This is a genomic window from Streptomyces sp. a15 (assembly GCF_059026085.1).
Map to the genome: position 1 here is coordinate 83758 of NZ_JBWLKM010000029.1, position 18720 is coordinate 102477.

The following is an 18720-nucleotide window of genomic DNA, read 5'->3' on the forward strand; positions in this document are numbered from 1 at the left end:
AGCACTCCGCATGCATGACGACCGCAGCCTGGTCGAAGCCCGTCTCAAGCGCGTCCTCGACGAGCGCGTCCGTCCCGCCGTGTACCCCGAGTCCGCACCGCTGGAGGTGGCGGTGTGGCACGCGCCCGGCGAACCGGTGCCGGTCGCCGAGGGGCTCGCGGCCGAGCCCGAGCCGATCGCGGTGGGCGCCCGGTGGGGTGCCCCATGGGGCACGAGCTGGTTCCGGGTCACCGGGACCGTGCCCGAGGCGTGGGCGGGCAGGACCGTCGAGGCGATCCTCGACCTCGGCTTCGACGAGAACATGCCCGGCTTCCAGTGCGAGGGCCTGGTCTACCGGCCCGACGGCACCCCGGAGAGGGAGCACGCGGGGAAACGAACCGGTGGGCCTCTTCACCGCCCCCAGCAGGGGCGGTGAAGAGGCCACCTCACTTAGCGAGGCCGCATCGTAGGCGGTCATCCTCGACTACCACCGTTCCTGGGCGATGAGGCGCCGCGAAGCACACTCATCGGCACGCCCCGAACAGTCTTGAGCGCACTGGTCGCCCGCTTTCGCGACCCGGTTGGCGACACACGTCCTGCGTGTGATCCTGCTCGGGCGGGCGGGGTCCCTCACGATCTGGTCCGTCGGTACAGCCAGGGGCGGCAGCGAAGCCCTGCCCCATCGCTCCGGTGAGGCAGGGGCACCAACGCTGGCGCTGCACTGGGCGTCCCAGGTCGCGATACCGAGGCTACCCGGCATGACGGGGGCACATGCAAGCTGATGGACCGACTATCACCCGATCGTGGCTGCCACTGCGCGAGACCGTACGCAAGGTCGCCCGGACGACGTCGAACATGACCGCTCTCCTGGACGACGAGCCCGACTTCGTCTTCGCGATGTCGCAGGCCCAGCAGTGGGCGTGGGTGAAGGAGCACCGGCCCGAGGTGTGGGCGCGGGTGAAGAAGGCGGTGGCCGACGGGCGGTTCGTGCCGGCCGGCGGGATGTGGGTGGAGTCGGACACCAACATGCCCGGCTCGGAGGCGATGGCCCGCCAGTTCGTGCACGGCAAGCGGTTCTTCCTCGACGAGTTCGGCATCGAGAACGACGAGGCGTGGCTGCCCGACACCTTCGGCTTCGCCGCCGGACTCCCGCAGATCATCAAGGCGGCCGGCTCCAAGTGGCTGCTGACGCAGAAGGTCTCCTGGTCCCAGACCAACAGGTTCCCGCACCACACCTTCCGTTGGGAGGGCATCGACGGCACCCGGATCTTCACGCACTTCCCGCCCGTGGACACCTACAACTGCTCGATGAAGGGCAGCGAGATCGCCCACGCGGCCCGCAACTTCAAGGACAAGGGGGTTGCCCGCCACTCCCTCGCCCCCACCGGCTGGGGCGACGGGGGCGGCGGCACCACCCGGGAGATGGTCGCCAAGGCGGCCCGGCTGCGGGACCTCGAAGGCTCGGCGACGGTCGTGTGGGAGACCCCGGGGGAGTTCTTCGAGAAGGCCGAGGCCGAATACCCCGAGCCGCCCGTCTGGGTCGGCGAGCTCTACCTCGAACTCCACCGCGCCACCCTCACCAGCCAGGCGAAGACCAAGCAGGGCAACCGGCGCAGCGACACCTCCTGCGCGAGGCCGAACTGTGGGCGGCCACGGCAGCCGTACGCACCGGATTCCCCTACCCCTACGAGGACCTGGACCGCGTCTGGAAGACGGTGCTGCTGCACCAGTTCCACGACATCCTGCCCGGGTCGTCCATCGCCTGGGTGCACCGGGAGGCCCGCAGGACCTACGAGCGGATCGCCGAAGAGCTGACCGGCATCATCGACGCCGCCCAGCGCGCCCTGGCCGGCGAGGGCACGACCCCGCTCGTCTTCAACGCGGCGCCGCACACCCGCGACGGCGTTCCGGCGGGCGCCGCACGCACCCCCGCCACCGGGGCCCGGAGGGCACGCACCGACCGCCCCGGCGGCGGACACGTCCTCGACAACGGTCTCCTGCGCATCGAGATCGACGCCCGTGGCCTGGTCGTCTCCGCCTGCGACACCGAGGCCGACCGCGAGACGATCGCCCCCGGCCGGGCCGCGAACCTCCTCCAGCTCCACCCGGATTTCCCGAACATGTGGGACGCCTGGGACGTCGACGAGTTCTACCGCAACACGGTGTCGGACCTGACCGACGCGGACGAGGTCGCCCCGGACGGGGACGGCGTGCGGATCGTACGGTCCTTCGGCGCCTCCCGCGTCACCCAGCTGCTGTCGCTCGCGCCGGGGGAGCGGCGGCTGGTCCTGGACACCGAGGTCGACTGGCACGAGACGGAGAAGTTCCTGAAGCTCGCCTTCCCGCTCGACGTGCACGCCGAACGGTACGCGTCCGAGACCCAGTTCGGGCACTTCCACCGGCCCACCCACACCAACACCAGCTGGGAGGCGGCCAAGTTCGAGGCGTGCAACCACCGCTTCGTCCACCTGGAGGAACCCGGCTGGGGCGTGGCGGTCGTCAACGACTCGACGTACGGCCACGACGTGACCCGCACGGTACGCACCGACGGCGACCGCGGTACGACGACAACGGTCCGGGTCTCCCTGCTCCGCGCCCCGCGCTTCCCCGACCCCGAGACCGACCAGGGCGTCCACCGCTTCCGGCACGCCCTGGTACCCGGTGCCGGTATCGGGGACGCGGTCCGCGAGGGCTGGCGGATCAATGTGCCCGAGCGGCGGATCAGCGGCGCTCAGGAGGTCGCGCCGCTGGTGACGGTGGACAACGAGGCCGTCGTCGTCACCGCCGTCAAGCTGGCCGACGACGGCAGCGGTGACGTGGTCGTCCGGTTCCACGAGGCACACGGCGGCCGGGCCCGGGCCATGCTCACGGCGGGCTTCGAGGTGGCGGGCGTCACCGTCACGGACCTGCTGGAACGCCCGTTGCCCGAAGCGCCGGCGCCCCGGCGGGACGGCGAGCGGATCGCCGTACGGCTGCGGCCGTTCGAGTTGATGACGCTCCGGTTGCGCCGGGCATGAGAACAGTCGCGGGGGCCGATGCGGACACAAACCCGTCTATCGGCCCCGAGCGGCCGGCGCCGACAGAGGGGAGGGGCTTCCGAACCGCACCGCGACGCCCGGCGAGTAGAGGACGCTGACCGGCGGCCCGGTCAGCTGTGGCAGGCCCGCGGCCGTCATCAGACCGTCGTCCAGGTCGAGCAGTTCGGCCCGGAACAGCGGCCACGGGTCGTGTTCGTTCGGCAGGTGCATCGTGCAGCCGTGCCACGAGACGTGCAGACCCCACCGTGCGGTCAGGAACCGCTCCAGCGGCGTCGGCTCCGCGATCGAGTGGCCTATGCGCACCGCCGTGCGGCTCACGGGGCCGTCACGCCGGGAGCCCCGTCGCCGGCAGCTGTAGGTGATCACATCGTGCTCGCGGCGCAGGCGCATCGCCGACCACGTGTAGGGCAGCCGGACCCCGAGGCGGCCGATCAGTACGGGGAGCAGGCGGGCCGCGTCCAGGGACCGGAAGACGACAGCGCGCCGGCCCTGGTCGTCGACCGAGTAGAGCCGCACGTTCGTCTCGCAGAACGTGCCGAGATACGGCAGGCCCGGCCCCGGACCCAGGCCCACGCCGCGCATCCGGAACGGGACCAGCCCGACGTAGGTGACTCCGTCCAGGGTGTCCGGGCGGGTGCCGGCCGGGAGCAGCCCCGCGACCCGGTCCGGCTCCACCGGCCAGTGCAGGAAGGTCAGTTCGTGCCAGCCCTGCACCAGCGTGGGCCGCCGCACGGGCCGTGGCGTGGACAGGGTGACCGGCTCGATCTCCATACCGAAGCGTGAGGTGATCAGCGGACCTCGTCGACCACCTGGGAGCGCAGCCACTGCTCGACCTCCCCCACATGCGCGGCCGCCGCCGCCCGCGCCGCCTCCGGGTCGTGGGCAACCAGCGCGCGGTGGATCGCGGCGTGCTCGCGGCGGGTGCGGGCGAAGGCGCCCTCCTCCTGGTAGCCGCGCCAGACGCGGGCGCGGAAGGTGCGGGAGGACAGGCCGTCCAGGATGGCGGCCATGGTCTCGTTGCCGGCGGCCGTGGCGATCTCGCGGTGGAAGGCCAGGTCGTGGGCGAGGATCACCTCCGGGTCCTCGGTGGCGTTCATCGCTGTCAGGTGTTTCTCGACCTCGGCGAGCTGGTCAGAGGTGATCCGGGCCGCGGCCAGCGCGGTCGCCGTCGACTCCAGGATGCGGCGCACCTCGAGCAGCTCCACCAGTTGCGGGCCGCGCGAGAGGTCGGCGACCACGCCGAAGGTCTCGAGGAGGTCGCCGGCCTCCAACTGCGTGACGTAGATGCCCGAACCGTGCCGGGCCTCCAGCACGCCCAGCACCGTGAGCGCGCGGATCGCCTCACGCATCGAACTGCGGGAGATACCCAGCTGGACCGCCAGATCGCGCTCGGTGGGCAGCCGCTGGCCCGGCTCCAGCCGCCCCTCGCCGATCATCGCCTTGATCCGCTCGATGGCGCGCTGCGTCACGGTGCCCTTCTGGGGGGCTGTCTCGTCCACGCCATTCCTCCACTCACCAGGTGCGCCCGAAGTCTAACCACTCGAGTGGTCAGACCACTATGGCCAAAACTCGGGGAAATGTGCCGCCGGAGGGTGTTCTTCCGGCCGAGTGGTCTGATAAGTATGCGGACATCTGCTCGACACGCTCGATGAGGAGCCGCCAGATGCTCGGCAGGACAGTGGAGAAGCGGAACAGGTTTCGGAGGTTCGGTGCGGTGGCCGCGGCCACCGGCGCCACGCTCGTGCTCGCCGCATGCGGCAGCACCAAGGACAACACCGCCGATTCGGCCGGCAGCGGGGGAGGCGACGGGACCGGCAAGGTCGGCGTGATCCTGCCTCTGCTGACCTCGCCGTTCTGGCAGTCGTACAACGACTACGTGCCGAAGACGGCGAAGTCCGAAGGCGTGGACGCGATGAAGACGGTCAACTCCAACAGCGATCCCTCGCAGCAGATCACCGACATCAACAACGTGCTCAACCAGGGCATCAAGGGCCTCGTCGTCGCGCCCCTGGACAGCGCCGCCATCGAGGCCGGCCTCGACCAGGCCGAGCGCAAGGGCGTGCCGGTCGTCGCGGTCGACGTGGCGCCGGACAAGGGCAAGGTCGCCATGGTCGTACGCGCCAACAACGTCGCGTACGGCGAGAAGGCCTGCCAGTACCTCGGCAAGGAGATCTCCTCCGGCAAGGTCGTGCAGATCATGGGCGACCTCGCCTCGGTCAACGGCCGTGAGCGCTCCGAGGCCTTCCGTTCCTGCGTGAAGAAGAACTTCCCGGAGCTGAAGGTGCTGGAGATCCCCGCCAAGTGGGAGTCCGACACCGCCGCTTCGAAGCTGGACACGCTCCTCAACGCCAACCCCGACATCAAGGGCATCTACATGCAGGCCGGCGGCGTCTACCTCGCGCCGACCCTGCAGACCCTCAAGTCGAAGGGGATGCTGAAGAAGGCCGGCCAGGCGGGCCACATCACCATCGTCTCCAACGACGGCATCCCGCAGGAGTTCGACGCCATCCGCAAGGGCGAGATCGACGCCACGGTCTCCCAGCCCGCGGACCTGTACGCCAAGTACGGCATGTACTACATCAAGGCGGCGATGCAGGGGAAGACGTTCGAGCCCGGCCCGACCGACCACGACTCGACGATCGTCAAGCTGCCCAGCGGCATCCTCGAGGACCAGCTGCCCGCGCCGCTGGTCACCAAGGAGAACGTCGACGACCCCGAGCTGTGGGGGAACACGGTCACATGAGTACGGCCGTGATCACGCCCCTGGCGGAGGCGTCGGGCATCGTCAAGCGCTACGGCCCCACCACCGCCCTCGCCGACGGCAGGCTCACCGTCCTGCCCGGCGAGTCCCACGCCCTGGTCGGCCGCAACGGCGCGGGCAAGTCCACCTTGGTCACCCTTCTCACCGGGCTCCAGGCACCCGACGAGGGCACGGTCCGTTTCGACGGCGAAGCGGCGCCCCCGCTCGCCGACCGGGACGCCTGGCGCCGCAAGGTCGCCTGCGTCTACCAACGGCCGACGGTCGTCCCCGAGCTGACGGTCGCCGAGAACCTGTTCATCAACCGCCAGCCGCTCAAGCGGAGGTTCATCAGCTGGCGCCGCCTCAAGGCCGAGGCCACCGAGCTTCTCGACGCCTGGGACGTGCACGTCGACCCCGAGGCACGCACCGCCGACCTCAAGGTCGAGGACCGCCAGATGGTGGAGATCGCGAGGGCGTTGAGCTTCGGCGCCCGCTTCATCGTCCTCGACGAGCCGACCGCCCAGCTCGACAACCGCGAGATAGAGCGGCTCTTCAGCCGGATGCGCGCCCTGCAGGAGTCCGGCGTCACCTTCCTGTTCATCTCGCACCACCTCCAGGAGGTGTACGAGGTGTGCCAGACCGTGACCGTGCTGCGCGACGCCCGCTGGATCACCACGGCTCCGGTCGCCGACCTGCCGAGGGCGGCCCTGGTGGAGGCCATGGCCGGGGAGTCCCTCGAGACGATCGCCGAACAGGCCGTACAGGAAAGGATCGTCGACGACACCGCCCCCGTTCTCCTCGACGCCCGCGGTCTCAGCTCGGAGTCGTTCCAGAACGTCGATCTGACCGTCCGTCGCGGCGAGGTCGTCGGCCTCGCCGGATCCAGCGCCAGCGGAAAGATCGAGCTCGCCGAATCGCTCACCGGACTGCACACCCCCACGAGCGGCACGGCTCAACTCGACGGGAAGCGGCTCCCGTTCGGCGACGTGCAGGCCGCTCTGAACGTCGGCGTCGGCTGTGTCCCCCGTGACCGGCACGCCCAGGGCCTGGTCATCGGCATGACCGTCGGCGACAACGCCACCATGAGCGTCCTCGACCGGCTCGGCCGCTTCGGCTTCGTCGGCACCGAGCGCAAGCGCGCCGTCGCCACCGAGCTGATCGAACGCCTCGACGTGCACACCGAGGGGCCCGACCAGCCCGTCTCCGACCTGTCCGGCGGCAACGCGCAGAAGGTCGTCATGGCCCGCGCCCTCGCCTCCGACCCGCGCCTGCTGGTCCTCATCAACCCGACCGCGGGCGTCGACGTGAAGTCCAAGGAGTCCCTGCTCGCCCGCGTCGACAGCGCCCGCGAGGACGGCACCGCCGTCCTCGTCGTCTCCGACGAACTCGACGACCTCAGGCGCTGCGACCGCGTCCTCGTCCTCTTCCACGGCCGTGTGGTCGCCGAGCACCCGGCGGGCTGGCGCGACCACGAGCTGATCGCCTCCATCGAAGGAGTGGACCATGGCTGACACCAAGGCTCCGCCGGTGAAGCCGGTGAGTGTGCCGGACGCCCGGGCGGCGAGGGCCGTGCTGGTGCGGCGGGCCCGCGAACTCGCGCTGGTTCCGGCGTTGTTGCTGTTGCTCGTGCTCGGCGCCGTACTCAACGACTCCTTCTTCACCGAGGCGACCCTCGTCTCCATCCTGGCCTCGTCCGCCGCGCTCGCGATGGTGGTGCTCGCCGAGTCACTGGTGCTCATCACCGGCAAGTTCGACCTGTCGCTCGAGTCGGCGGTCGGCATCGCGCCGGCCGTGGCGGCGCTCCTGGTCCTGCCCGCCGCCCAGGCCGGCTGGGGCACGGAGTTGCCTCCCGCCCTCGCCCTGCTGGCCATCCCCCTGGTGGGCGCGGTGATCGGCGCCTTCAACGGCATCCTGGTGGTGAAGGTGAAGCTCAACGCGTTCATCGTCACACTCGCCATGCTGATCATCCTGCGTGGACTCCTCGTCGGCGCCACGAAGGGCAAGACGCTGTTCGGCATGCCGGACGCGTTCTTCTCGCTGGCCACCACCACGTTCCTGCGTATCCCGTTGTCGGTCTGGCTCGCCGCCGGCGCCTTCGCCGCTGCCGGGCTGGTACTCAAGTACCACCGTGTCGGTCGGTCGTTGTACGCGATCGGCGGCAACCTGGAGGCGGCCCGCGCGGCCGGCATCCGCGTCGACCGGGTTCGGCTGGGCGTCTACATCGTCGCGGGTGTTCTCGCCTCGATCGGTGGACTCATGTACACCGGCTACGTCGGCGCGATCGGCGCCAACCAGGGCCAGAACATGATCTTCACGGTGTTCGCCGCCGCCGTCATCGGAGGCATCAGCCTCGACGGAGGCCGGGGCACCATGTTCGGGGCCCTCACTGGCGTTCTCCTGCTGGGTGTGGTCAAGACCATGCTCACCATGGCTCAAGTGCCGTCGTTCTGGATCGACGCCATCTACGGCGGAATCATCCTCGTCGCCCTCATGATCGCCCGCCTCACCACAGGCCGCGCCCAGGACTGACCGCCCCGACCCCGTCACCGACCGAAAGGCCCTCTGTGTCCCCCACGCCCGGCCCCCCTCGCCGCATCTCCGCGGTCGACACCTACGACATCCGTTTCCCCACCTCGCGCGAACTCGACGGCTCCGACGCGATGAACCCGGACCCCGACTACTCGGCCGCGTACGTCGTGCTGCGCACCGATGCCGAGGGCGGTCCGGAGGGGCACGGCTTCACCTTCACCATCGGGCGGGGCAACGAGGTCCAGGTCGCCGCGATCCACGCGCTGCGCCACCATGTGGTCGGACGGTCCGTCGACGAGGTGTGCGCCGACCCCGGCTCGCTCTTCCGGGACCTGATCGGGGACAGCCAGCTGCGCTGGCTCGGGCCCGAGAAGGGTGTGATGCACATGGCGATCGGCGCGGTGACCAACGCCGTGTGGGACCTGGCGGCCAAGCGTGCCGACAAGCCGCTGTGGCGGCTGCTCGCCGAGGCCGACCCCGAGTGGCTGGTCGGCCAGGTCGACTTCCGCTACCTCACCGACGCGCTCACCCCGGAGGAGGCGCTGAAGCTTCTGCGCCAGGGCCGGGAGGGCGCCGCCGAGCGCACCACCGAGCTGCTCGCCCGGGGTTTCCCCGCCTACACCACCTCTCCGGGCTGGCTCGGTTACGACGACGAGAAGCTCACCCGGCTCGCCACCGAGGCCGTCGCCGACGGCTTCCGGCAGATCAAGCTCAAGGTCGGCGCGGACCTGGAGGACGACATCCGGCGCTGCCGCGTCGCCCGCCAGGTCGTCGGCCCGGACATCCGTATGGCGATCGACGCCAACCAGCGCTGGGACGTCGACGAGGCGATCCGCTGGACCAAAGCGCTCGCCGAGTTCGACCCTTACTGGATCGAGGAGCCCACCAGCCCCGACGACGTCCTCGGCCACGCCGCGATCCGCAAGGCGGTGGCCCCGGTCAAGGTCGCCACCGGCGAGCACGTGCAGAACCGGGTCGTCTTCAAGCAGCTCCTCCAGGCCGGCGCCGTCGACATCGTCCAGATCGACGCGGCCCGCGTCGCCGGCGTCAACGAGAACCTCGCCATCCTGCTGCTCGCGGCCAAGTTCGGCGTGCCGGTCTGCCCGCACGCGGGCGGCGTCGGCCTGTGCGAACTCGTCCAGCACCTGTCGATGTTCGACTACGTGGCCCTCTCCGGCACCACCGAGGACCGCGTCATCGAGTACGTCGACCATCTGCACGACCACTTCCTCGACCCGGTGGTGATCCGCGAGGGTCACTACACGGCACCCGCCACGCCGGGCTTCTCGGCGGCCATGCGGCCGGAGTCCATCGCGCGGTACACCTTCCCCGACGGCGCCTTCTGGGCCGCCGATCTCGAGACGCACAACGACGAGAACAAGAAGGGACAGGCGGCATGAGCGACTTCGAGGGCCTCAAGGCCCTGGTCACCGGCGGCGCCTCCGGCCTCGGCCGGGCCACCGCGGAACTCCTGGCCGCGCGCGGCGCCCAGGTCGCCGTACTCGATCTGGACCCGTCGTCGGTCGAGAAACCGCTGCTCGCCTACCGGGCCGACGTCACCGACGACGCCTCCGTACGCACGGCCGTCGCGGCCGCCGTCGCCGACCTCGGCGGACACGGTGTGCTCGATGTACTGATCAACAACGCGGGCATCGGCGCCCAGGGCACCGTCGCGGACAACGACGACGAGGAGTGGCACCGCGTCCTGGACGTCAATGTCGTCGGCATGGTGCGCGTCGCCCGGGCCGCCCTGCCCCACCTGCGGCAGTCCGCGCACGCGGCGATCGTCAACACCTCGTCCATCGCGGCCACCGCGGGCCTGCCGCAGCGGGTGCTGTACAGCGCGACCAAGGGCGCCGTGTACTCCCTCACCCTCGCCATGGCCGCCGACCACGTCCGCGAGGGCATCCGCGTCAACTGCGTCAACCCCGGCACCGCGGACACCCCGTGGATCGGCCGCCTGCTGTCCAAGGCCCCCGACCCGGCCGCCGAACGCGCCGCCCTGGAGGCCCGCCAGCCCACCGGCCGCCTGGTCTCGGCCGACGAGGTCGCCGGCGCCATCGCCTACCTCGCCAGCCCCCTGTCCGGCGCCACCACGGGCACCTCACTCGCCGTCGACGGCGGCATGCAGGGCCTGCGACTGCGCCCGGCGGGCCAGTGAGCACGCTCGGCCGCACCGGCGTCCAGGTCAGCGAACTCGCCTTCGGCGCCGCCGCGATCGGCAACCTCTTCACCGAAGTCGGCGAGGAGCAGGCGCACGAGGCCGTGACCGCCGCCTGGCAACGCGGGATCCGCTACTTCGACACCGCCCCGCACTACGGCATCGGCCTGTCCGAACGCCGCCTAGGCGCGGCCCTGCGCGAGCATCCGCGGGCCCAGTACACGATCTCGACCAAGGTGGGCCGCCGCCTGGAACCCTCGCAGGCCGGCGGCGACGATCTGGCGAACGGCTTCGCCGTCCCCGCCACCCACCGCCGCGTGTGGGACTTCACCGCCGACGGCATACGACGCACCCTGGAGGCCAGCCTCGAACGGCTCGGCCTCGACCGCGTCGACGTCGTCTACCTCCACGACCCCGACGACCACGCCGAACAGGCCTTCCGGGAGGGCTATCCGGCCCTGGAGAAGCTCCGCTCGGAGGGCGTGGTCGGCGCGATCGGCGCGGGCATGAACCAGTCCGAGATGCTCACCCGCTTCGTCCGCGACACGGACGTCGACGTGGTGCTGTGCGCCGGCCGCTACACCCTGCTCGACCAGGACGCGCTCACCGCACTGCTCCCGGCGGCGGTGGACCGCGGCACGTCGGTGGTGATCGGCGGCGCCTTCAACTCCGGGCTCCTGGCGGACCCCAAGCCGGGAGCCACGTACAACTACGCCCAGGCACCGGCCGAGGTGCTGGACCGGGCCCTGCGGTTCAAGTCCGTCGCCGACCGCCACAGCACCACTCTGCGCGCCGCCGCCCTGGCTTTCTGCGCCGCCCATCCGGCGGTCGCGAGCGTTCTCGTCGGCGTCCGTTCGGCGGCCGAAGTCCACGATTGCGCCGACCAGTTCGCGGCCACCGTCCCCGCCGCCTTCTGGCAGGAGGCCAGAGACACCGGCCTCCTGCCCGCCGACGTCCCCGTCCCCGCCGAGGAGCCGTCATGAGAGTCGCCCTGCACACCAAGGTCCGCGCCGACCGGATCGACGCGTACGAGGCTGCCCACCGCGAGGTCCCGGCCGAGCTCACCGACGCGATCCGCGCCGCCGGCGCCACCTCCTGGACGATCTGGCGCAGCGGCACCGACCTCTTCCACGTCCTGGAGTGCGAGGACTACGCCCGCCTCCTCGCGGAGCTGGAGAAACTGCCGGTCAACATCGCCTGGCAGGCCCGCATGGCCGAGCTGCTGGACGTGGTGCACGACTACTCCGGCGGGGGCGCGGACGCCGGCCTGCCCGTGGTGTGGGAGCTGCCGTGACCGTGGACGCGCACCACCACGTGTGGGACCTGTCCGTCCGGGACCAGGACTGGATCGATCGGGGCAGCCCGCTCCGGTGCGACTTCACGGTCGAGGATCTCGCGCCCGAGGCCCGCGCGGCAGGAGTCGACCGCACCGTCCTCGTCCAGACCGTCACCGTGCCCGAGGAGACCCCGGAGTTCCTCGCCCTCGCGGCCGGCCACGACCTGATCGCGGGTGTCGTCGGCTGGACCGACCTCACCCGCCCCGACGTCGCCGACGAACTGGCCCGGCTACGGGAACTCCCCGGCGGGCGCTACCTCAAGGGCATCCGGCACCAGGTCCAGGGCGAGCCGGACCCGGAGTGGCTGCTGCGGGCGGACGTACGACGCGGCCTGACCGCCGTGGCCGCAGCGGGCCTGGTCTACGACCTGGTCGTCCTGCCCCACCAGCTCCCGGCCTGCGCCAAGGCGGCGGCCGCCCTGCCCGAACTCACCTTCGTCCTCGACCACTTGGGCAAGCCGCCCATCGCCTCCGGCGCGCTGGAACCCTGGGCGTCCGACGTCCGTTCTCTCGCCGCGCCGCCCAACACGGTCTGCAAGCTGTCCGGCATGGTCACCGAGGCGGCCCCCGGCTCCTGGACCGTCGAGGACCTGCGGCCGTACGCCGACACGGTGCTGGACGCCTTCGGTCCCGACCGGCTGATGTTCGGCTCGGACTGGCCGGTGTGCACGACGGAGGCGACGTACGGCGAAGTGCTGGATCTCGCACGGCAGTTGATCGGCGCGCAGGACCACACCCAGGTCTTCGAGACCACCGCCACCCGCGTCTACGACCTCTGAGCCACCCCGGCCAACCGCGTGGGCGGCAGATACTCCCGCACGTACGTCCGCTCCCAGCACGCGCCCGTCTCCCGCAGCTCCTGCCACGTCGTGTACCGGTAGCGGAAGAGGCGGGCGCGGACATAGCGGGGCGGGGCGTCGGGCGGGAACGGCGAGCGGCGCAGCAGCTTCAGCGTGTCGCGGTCGTTCTCCAGGAGCCGTTCCACCAGGGTGCCGAACCACGAGCCGGCGTACGCGGGCGACAGCGCGGCGAACCACATCATCCAGTCGAGCCGCAGATGGTACGGGGCGAACTGGCGCGGCCAGTGCCGGGGATCGCCCGGCTTGCCCTTGAACTCGTACTCCCGCCAGTCGGAGTCCTCGCGCGGTACGTCGTCGGTCGTGCCCTCGACGACCACCTCGTGGCGGATCCGGCTGACGCTGCCGAAGGCGCCGTAGGTGTTGACCAGGTGCAGCGGGTCGAAGGAGCGGTTCATGACCTGGCGCCGGGAGAACATGTTGCGGACCGGCCGGTAGCTGAGCCCCACGAGCAGCGCGGCGACCGCGAGGACCACGCCCTCGTACCAGAGCGGCGCGTCGGGCACCGACGGCGGATCGCTCGGGAGTTCCACCGCCGACAGGGCCAGCACGATGGTGATCCAGTTCAGCCAGGAGAAGTTGCCCGAGAGCACCAGCCACAGCTGGGTGAGGATCATCAGAGAGGCCGCCGCCGTGGCGACCGGCTGCGGGGTGAAGAGCAGGAAGGGCACCACGAGTTGGGTGACATGGTTGGCGGCCACCTCCACGCGGTGCAGGGGCCTGGGCAGGTGGTGGAAGAACCAGCTCAGGGGGCCGGGCATCGGCTGCGTCTCGTGATGGTGGTCCAGGCACGTCAGCTTCCGCCAGCACTCGTCGCCGCGCATCTTGATCAGACCCGCCCCGAACTCGACGCGGAACAGGATCCAGCGCAGCAGGAACAGCACCATGATCGGCGGGGCCACCTCGTCGTTGCCGAGGAACACGGCGAGGAAGCCGACCTCCAGCAGCAGGGACTCCCAGCCGAAGCCGTACCAGGTCTGGCCGACGTTCACGATCGACAGGTACAGCACCCACGGCACCAGCCACAGCACCATCCCGGCCCACAGGGGGAGATACGAGTCGAGCCCCGCGACGAGTGCCGCCGACACCGCGCAGCCAGTCCACGCGCAGGCCGCGAAGAACCGGTCCGAGTAGTGGAGCTGGAAGAGGCTCGGGGCGTGCTTGAAGGGCATTCGCGCCACGAACCGGGGCACGGGCAGCATGCCGCGCTCGCCGATCAGCGCACGGAACTGCAGGGCCGCCGTCAGGAACGCCACGAGGTACAGGACGGCCAGAGCCCGCTGGAAGACCAGCCGGCTCAGCCAGTACTCGGATGCGGTGAACCAGTCCACGGCCGTGCGCTCCTCCTCTCCAATTCTCGCGCCGGAACGTTCTCGCGCCGGAACCCCAGGTGACTCTCCGTGTACCACGGTCTCCGCTTGCGTAACCCAAGTGAGTGAAGCAGACAATAGTGACGAACTGCCGCGCCCCCGACAGCGGCGCTGCATGGGATGGACGGGATCGACGGGATCGACGGGATCGACGGGATCGACGGGAGAGTGTGGTGCGCATACCCACCGGAACCCTCGTCACGGCCTGCGCGCTCTCGGCGGCGCTCCTCGTCGCCGGCTGCGGCGGCGACGGGGGCCAGGACATGAGGGCGAGCGGGGAACTCTTCCTCCAGCCGGTCGCGGCCCAGGGGCCCGATCCCTTCACGGACTCCACGGCGGCCTCGACGGCCACGCCGTCCCCGGTCACCCGAACGCCGCAACCGGACGACGGGTCGGGCTCGACCGCCGTACGGTCCGTGTCCGGCGAGACGCCCGGGCTCTACGGCGGCGCCGCACGGGTCGGCAGCTGCGACGTCGACCGGCAGATCGACCACCTGACCCGCGACCCGGCCAAGGCCCGCGCCTTCGCCCGGGTCGAGGGCATCTCCCAGGCGTCGATCCCCGCCTACCTGCACGGACTGGCGCCGGTCGCGCTGCGCGCCGACACGCGGGTCACCAACCACGGCTTCAGCGGCGGACGGGCGACGAGCTACCAGTCCGTCCTCCAGGCCGGCACCGCCGTCCTCGTCGACGACCGGGGTGTGCCACGGGTCCGGTGCGCCTGCGGCAACCCGCTGAAGCCGCCGGTGGCGACGCAGGGCAGCCCGGGCACCAGCGGGCGCCCCTGGGCCGGATACCGGCCCGCCCAGGTGATCGTCGTGGCCCCGACCACCCAGGTCATGACCAACATCACGATCATCGACGTCGTCACCCACACCTGGATCGAGCGGCGCATCGGCCACGACGTGAGCCACGACCGCGTGGTGCCCGCCCCTGACCCGGTGCCGCCGACCACGATCCCCGACGAGAGTGCGTCCAGTGCCTCGCCGGGCGAGGACGGCGCGTCTGCGACGGACGGGCGCGCGGAGAGCTCCGCCCCGGAGGCGACCGACTGCGTGACGCCGACCGCGACCGTCACACCGGACGCCACCGACGACGTACCGACGGATGTACCGACGGATGTACCGACGGACCTACCGACCGATGTGCCGACGGACGAACCCACGGACGCGTCTGACGAACCGACGGTGCCGTCTGACGAATCCACGGACCCGTCCACGGAGGCCACGGAGACGTCCTCAAGCAAGCCCACGGACTGCCCCACGGCCACCACCGTCACGGCCACGCCCCCGACGAGCGACCCGGAGAGCCCGCTCGTCCCGTCGGCCGACACGAGCGTGCCCGACCTCGGTACGACGATCCCGGACGAGCCGACGGTCGAGGACCCCACCGTGGACGCCCCCGGCACCCTCCCCGACTCCCCGGACGAGGTCGGCCCCGAGGCCGTGCCGGACACCCCCGACCTGCCCGACGGCGGCGGCCTGATCCCCGACGACCCGGCCGGAACGGACAGCGTCTTCGGCAGCCCCACGGACGTCTTCGGCAGCTGACCGCACGCGCCCGACGGCCCGCGTCCCCGTCCGCCTCCCCGGTCGAAGTATCGGACAAATCCTGGCAAGGTGGGCCCATGGTTGATCGGGGAGCGAGCGCCCTGTCACTCCCGGACGACTGGCCCGCCCACCCGGATCCGATCCTGGCGCTCAACCGCATGGGCAGTTTCGACTGGGACCTGGACAACGGTGTGTTCTACATGGACGTCCAGGCCCACGAGGTCTTCGACCTGCGCCCCGACGAGTACGACGGGAACCCGACGTCCCTCGGCATCCGGGTCCCGCGGGCCGAGGCCCACCGGCTGGACGCCCTGGTCGCCCAGGCCATGAAGGACGGCAGCGAGAACTACGGCGCCTACTTCCGTCTCCGCCGCCGCGACGGCACCCTGCGCTGGACCCACACCCAGGGCTACATCCGGCGCGACGAGACGGGCCGCCCGCGACGGATCATCGGCATCGTCCGGGACGCCACCCGGGAACTGAGGGAGAGTGAGGTCCGCCGCGAGCAGGCCGCCCTGGACGCGGCCCTGCGCGAGCAGACCAACGTCGTGCAGCTCACCACGGCCGCGCTCGCCCACGCCCGCACCGTCCAGGACGTCATCGACGTCCTCAAGGACACCCACGGCCTCACCCACCTCGGTGCCACCAGCCTGGTCTTCGGCCTGGTCGAGGCCGGCCGTATCCGGCTGGTCGCCGAGGGCCCCGCGGGCAGCTTCGTCCCCGGTACCGACATCACCCGGATCGACGAGCCCTACCCGATGAGCGAGGCCGTCCGGACACTCACCCCCCGCTTCATCGAGTCGCCGGAGGAGTTCGCGGCCCGGTACCCGGTCCTCTGGCCGCACATCACCGACCTGAACATCACCTCGGCGGCCTATCTCCCGCTCATCGCCGAGGCCCGCCCGATCGGCGCCATGGGCCTGCTCTACAGCGACCGGCGCGGCTTCTCGCCCGAGGACCGCAACGTCCTGATCGCCCTCGGCAGCAGCATCGCCCAGAGCCTCATGCGGGCCATGCTCCACGAGCAGGACATGGACCTCGCCACCGGCCTCCAGCAGGCCATGCTGCCGCGCACCATCCCCAGCGTTCCCGGCGCCGACGTCGCCGTCCGCTACCGCGCCGGCAACGCCACGGGCTCCCTCGGCCGGGACATCGGCGGCGACTGGTACGACGTCATCCCGCTGCCCGGCGGCCGGGTCGGCGCCGTCATCGGAGACGTCCAGGGCCACGACACGCACGCCGCCGCCGTCATGGGCCAGCTGCGCATCGTGCTGCGGGCGTACGCCGCCGAGGGCCACACCCCGGCCGCGGTGATGGCCCGCGCCTCCGTCTTCCTCCACGAACTCGACACCGACCGCTTCGCGACCTGTCTGTACGCGGAGGCCGACCTGTCCACCGGCGTGGTCCAGGTGGTCCGGGCCGGCCACATCGACCCCCTCGTCCGCCGTCCCGACGGCAGCTGCCGCCGGATCTCCGTGGAGGGCGGACTGCCGCTCGGCCTGTCCGCCGAGTTCGGGCGCCTCGAATACCCCGTCGCCACCCTCGAACTGGATCCCGGCCACACCCTGCTGCTGTGCACCGACGGCCTGGTCGAACAGCCCGGCGCCGACCTCGACGACGGCATGCAGCTCCTCACCGAACTCATCGCCACCGGCCCGGACGACGTCCGCGACCTCGCGGACTGCCTCATCGACGTGGCCGAGGAACGCGGCGGTGACGACGACGTCGCCCTGCTCCTGCTGCGCCGTCGCGGCCTGGACGCCCCCCGGTCCAGGGGCCGGCTCCAGCAGCACGTGGCACCCGGCGACGCCGAGGCCCTCGCCGAGGCCCGGCACATGATCCGCACCGCGGTCGGCGCCTGGGGCGCCCGCGGCCTCTCCGACGAGATCGAACTCGTCGCCGACGAGCTGATCACCAACGCCCTGATGCACACCGAGGGGTCCGCGATCGTCACCCTGCGGGTCCTCACCGGCCGTGACCGCCGGCTGCGCGTCGAGGTCGAGGACTCCTCCAGCGCCCTGCCACGCCGCCGCGAGGCGGGCGAGTCGGGCGTGTCGGGACGGGGCCTGCTCCTCGTCGACCTGCTCACCGACGTGTGGGGCGTGGAGGCGCGGGGCGGCGGCAAGGTCGTGTGGTGCGAGTTCGTGGTGCCGGAGCGGACCTGAGCACTTCGGCGACCGGTGGCACTCTGGACGTATGCCGGAACTCCCCGAGGTGGAAGCGCTCAAGGACTTCCTCACCGACAACCTGGTCGGCCACGAGATCGTCCGGGTGCTGCCCGTCGCGATCAGTGTCCTGAAGACGTACGACCCTCCGCTCACCGCCGTCGAGGGCCGCGAGGTCACCGCCGTGCACCGGCACGGCAAGTTCCTCGACCTGGAGACGGACGGCGGCCCGCACTTCGTGACCCACCTGGCCCGCGCCGGCTGGCTGCACTGGAAGGACAAGCTCCCCGACGGCCCGCCCCGCCCCGGCAAGGGCCCCCTCGCCCTGCGGGTGGCCCTGGAGACCGGCGCGGGCTTCGACCTGACGGAGGCGGGCACCCAGAAACGCCTCGCGGTGTACGTCGTCCAGGACCCCCAGCAGGTCCCGGGCGTGGCCCGGCTGGGCCCGGACCCGCTGGACGACGACTTCGACGAGGCCCGCCTCGCCGCCCTGCTCGAGGGCGAACGCCGGCAGATCAAGGGCGCCCTGCGCGACCAGAGCCTCATCGCGGGCGTGGGCAACGCCTACAGCGACGAGATCCTGCACGCCGCGAAGATGTCCCCCTTCAAGCCGACGTCGTCCCTCAGCCCGCAGGACACGCGCAGACTCTACGAAGCCCTCCGCACCACCCTCACCGAGGCGATCGAGCGCTCCCGAGGCGTGGCGGCCGGCCGCCTCAAGGCCGAGAAGAAGTCCGGCCTGCGCGTCCACGGCCGCACCGGCGAACCCTGCCCGGTCTGCGCCGACACCATCCGCGAGGTCTCCTTCAGCGACTCCTCGCTTCAGTACTGCCCCACCTGCCAGACAGGCGGCAAGCCACTCGCGGACCGCAGACTGTCACGGCTGCTCAAGTGACCGGGCCCGACTCGCGCCGCGGCGACAGGCCCTAGGGGGTGTTTCGAAAGTCCCGCACAGCACCCACGGCGCCCGGCACGCACCCTCGCCGCACCGGCCA

At 71.3% G+C, this 18720-nt stretch carries 14 protein-coding genes and 1 pseudogene; 12 read left to right on the plus strand and 3 right to left on the minus strand.

The window, feature by feature from the left end:
- Positions 1-10: 10 nt before the first annotated feature.
- Positions 11-2996, plus strand: a pseudogene (locus AC5P09_RS27155) (alpha-mannosidase).
- 36 nt (positions 2997-3032) lie between these two features.
- Here AC5P09_RS27155 and AC5P09_RS27160 read toward each other — a convergent pair.
- Both AC5P09_RS27160 and AC5P09_RS27165 read right to left on the minus strand, forming a co-directional pair.
- Positions 3033-3788 (minus strand): YqjF family protein, encoded by a 756-nt coding sequence (locus tag AC5P09_RS27160; RefSeq protein ID WP_493876402.1) that lies wholly within the window; start codon positions 3786-3788, stop codon positions 3033-3035.
- A gap of 17 nt (positions 3789-3805) precedes the next feature.
- Positions 3806-4516, minus strand: a complete 711-nt coding sequence (locus AC5P09_RS27165) for a FadR/GntR family transcriptional regulator (RefSeq protein ID WP_493876385.1) — start codon at positions 4514-4516, stop codon at positions 3806-3808.
- 164 nt (positions 4517-4680) lie between these two features.
- Here AC5P09_RS27165 and AC5P09_RS27170 point away from each other — a divergent pair, with 164 nt between their 5' ends.
- From AC5P09_RS27170 to AC5P09_RS27205, 8 genes are read left to right on the plus strand one after another with little or no spacing between them, the layout of a single operon-like run.
- On the plus strand, positions 4681-5760 hold the full coding sequence (locus tag AC5P09_RS27170; RefSeq protein ID WP_493876386.1) for a sugar ABC transporter substrate-binding protein: 1080 nt from the start codon (positions 4681-4683) through the stop codon (positions 5758-5760).
- Positions 5757-7268 (plus strand): sugar ABC transporter ATP-binding protein, encoded by a 1512-nt coding sequence (locus tag AC5P09_RS27175; RefSeq protein ID WP_493876387.1) that lies wholly within the window; start codon positions 5757-5759, stop codon positions 7266-7268. Before AC5P09_RS27170 ends, AC5P09_RS27175 begins: the two co-directional genes overlap by 4 nt.
- Positions 7261-8286 carry an ABC transporter permease gene (locus tag AC5P09_RS27180; RefSeq protein WP_493876388.1) on the plus strand — a complete coding sequence of 342 codons (1026 nt, stop codon included), beginning with the start codon at positions 7261-7263 and terminating at the stop codon, positions 8284-8286. The genes AC5P09_RS27175 and AC5P09_RS27180 overlap by 8 nt, the downstream gene beginning before the upstream one ends.
- Before the next feature lie 35 nt (positions 8287-8321).
- Complete coding sequence (locus AC5P09_RS27185; RefSeq protein ID WP_493876389.1) at positions 8322-9686, plus strand: L-fuconate dehydratase; 1365 nt, start codon at positions 8322-8324, stop codon at positions 9684-9686.
- Entirely contained in the window at positions 9683-10447 is a 765-nt protein-coding gene (locus AC5P09_RS27190; RefSeq protein ID WP_493876390.1) for an SDR family NAD(P)-dependent oxidoreductase, read from the plus strand. Before AC5P09_RS27185 ends, AC5P09_RS27190 begins: the two co-directional genes overlap by 4 nt.
- The gene (locus AC5P09_RS27195; protein WP_493876391.1) at positions 10444-11430 is read left to right on the plus strand and encodes an aldo/keto reductase; all 987 of its coding nucleotides are present in this window, start codon (positions 10444-10446) and stop codon (positions 11428-11430) included. Before AC5P09_RS27190 ends, AC5P09_RS27195 begins: the two co-directional genes overlap by 4 nt.
- Positions 11427-11741 carry an L-rhamnose mutarotase gene (locus AC5P09_RS27200; protein WP_493876392.1) on the plus strand — a complete coding sequence of 105 codons (315 nt, stop codon included), beginning with the start codon at positions 11427-11429 and terminating at the stop codon, positions 11739-11741. The genes AC5P09_RS27195 and AC5P09_RS27200 overlap by 4 nt, the downstream gene beginning before the upstream one ends.
- Positions 11738-12562, plus strand: a complete 825-nt coding sequence (locus AC5P09_RS27205) for an amidohydrolase family protein (RefSeq protein ID WP_493876393.1) — start codon at positions 11738-11740, stop codon at positions 12560-12562. Before AC5P09_RS27200 ends, AC5P09_RS27205 begins: the two co-directional genes overlap by 4 nt.
- On the opposite strand, the gene AC5P09_RS27210 is transcribed toward AC5P09_RS27205, so the two are convergent.
- Complete coding sequence (locus tag AC5P09_RS27210; RefSeq protein WP_493876394.1) at positions 12550-13971, minus strand: lipase maturation factor family protein; 1422 nt, start codon at positions 13969-13971, stop codon at positions 12550-12552. The genes AC5P09_RS27205 and AC5P09_RS27210 overlap by 13 nt on opposite strands.
- A 212-nt stretch (positions 13972-14183) precedes the next feature.
- On the opposite strand from AC5P09_RS27210, the gene AC5P09_RS27215 reads away from it, so the two are divergent.
- The 3 genes from AC5P09_RS27215 (at position 14184) to AC5P09_RS27225 (ending at position 18620) form a co-directional block, all read left to right on the plus strand.
- A complete protein-coding gene (locus AC5P09_RS27215; protein WP_493876395.1) occupies positions 14184-15560 on the plus strand; it encodes a DUF6777 domain-containing protein in 1377 nt (458 codons plus the stop codon).
- A gap of 77 nt (positions 15561-15637) precedes the next feature.
- Positions 15638-17725, plus strand: a complete 2088-nt coding sequence (locus tag AC5P09_RS27220) for a SpoIIE family protein phosphatase (RefSeq protein WP_493876396.1) — start codon at positions 15638-15640, stop codon at positions 17723-17725.
- 31 nt (positions 17726-17756) lie between these two features.
- Complete coding sequence (locus tag AC5P09_RS27225; RefSeq protein ID WP_493876397.1) at positions 17757-18620, plus strand: Fpg/Nei family DNA glycosylase; 864 nt, start codon at positions 17757-17759, stop codon at positions 18618-18620.
- Positions 18621-18720: the final 100 nt, after the last annotated feature.

Bases quoted from the DNA above. Each gene is read 5' to 3' on its own strand.
- AC5P09_RS27170 (WP_493876386.1), top strand. From the start codon at position 4,681: ATGCTCGGCAGGACAGTGGAGAAGCGGAACAGGTTTCGGAGGTTCGGT.
- AC5P09_RS27160 (WP_493876402.1), bottom strand. From the start codon at position 3,788: ATGGAGATCGAGCCGGTCACCCTGTCCACGCCACGGCCCGTGCGGCGG.
- AC5P09_RS27225 (WP_493876397.1), top strand. From the start codon at position 17,757: ATGCCGGAACTCCCCGAGGTGGAAGCGCTCAAGGACTTCCTCACCGAC.
- AC5P09_RS27190 (WP_493876390.1), top strand. From the start codon at position 9,683: ATGAGCGACTTCGAGGGCCTCAAGGCCCTGGTCACCGGCGGCGCCTCC.
- AC5P09_RS27220 (WP_493876396.1), top strand. From the start codon at position 15,638: ATGGTTGATCGGGGAGCGAGCGCCCTGTCACTCCCGGACGACTGGCCC.
- AC5P09_RS27175 (WP_493876387.1), top strand. From the start codon at position 5,757: ATGAGTACGGCCGTGATCACGCCCCTGGCGGAGGCGTCGGGCATCGTC.
- AC5P09_RS27200 (WP_493876392.1), top strand. From the start codon at position 11,427: ATGAGAGTCGCCCTGCACACCAAGGTCCGCGCCGACCGGATCGACGCG.
- AC5P09_RS27180 (WP_493876388.1), top strand. From the start codon at position 7,261: ATGGCTGACACCAAGGCTCCGCCGGTGAAGCCGGTGAGTGTGCCGGAC.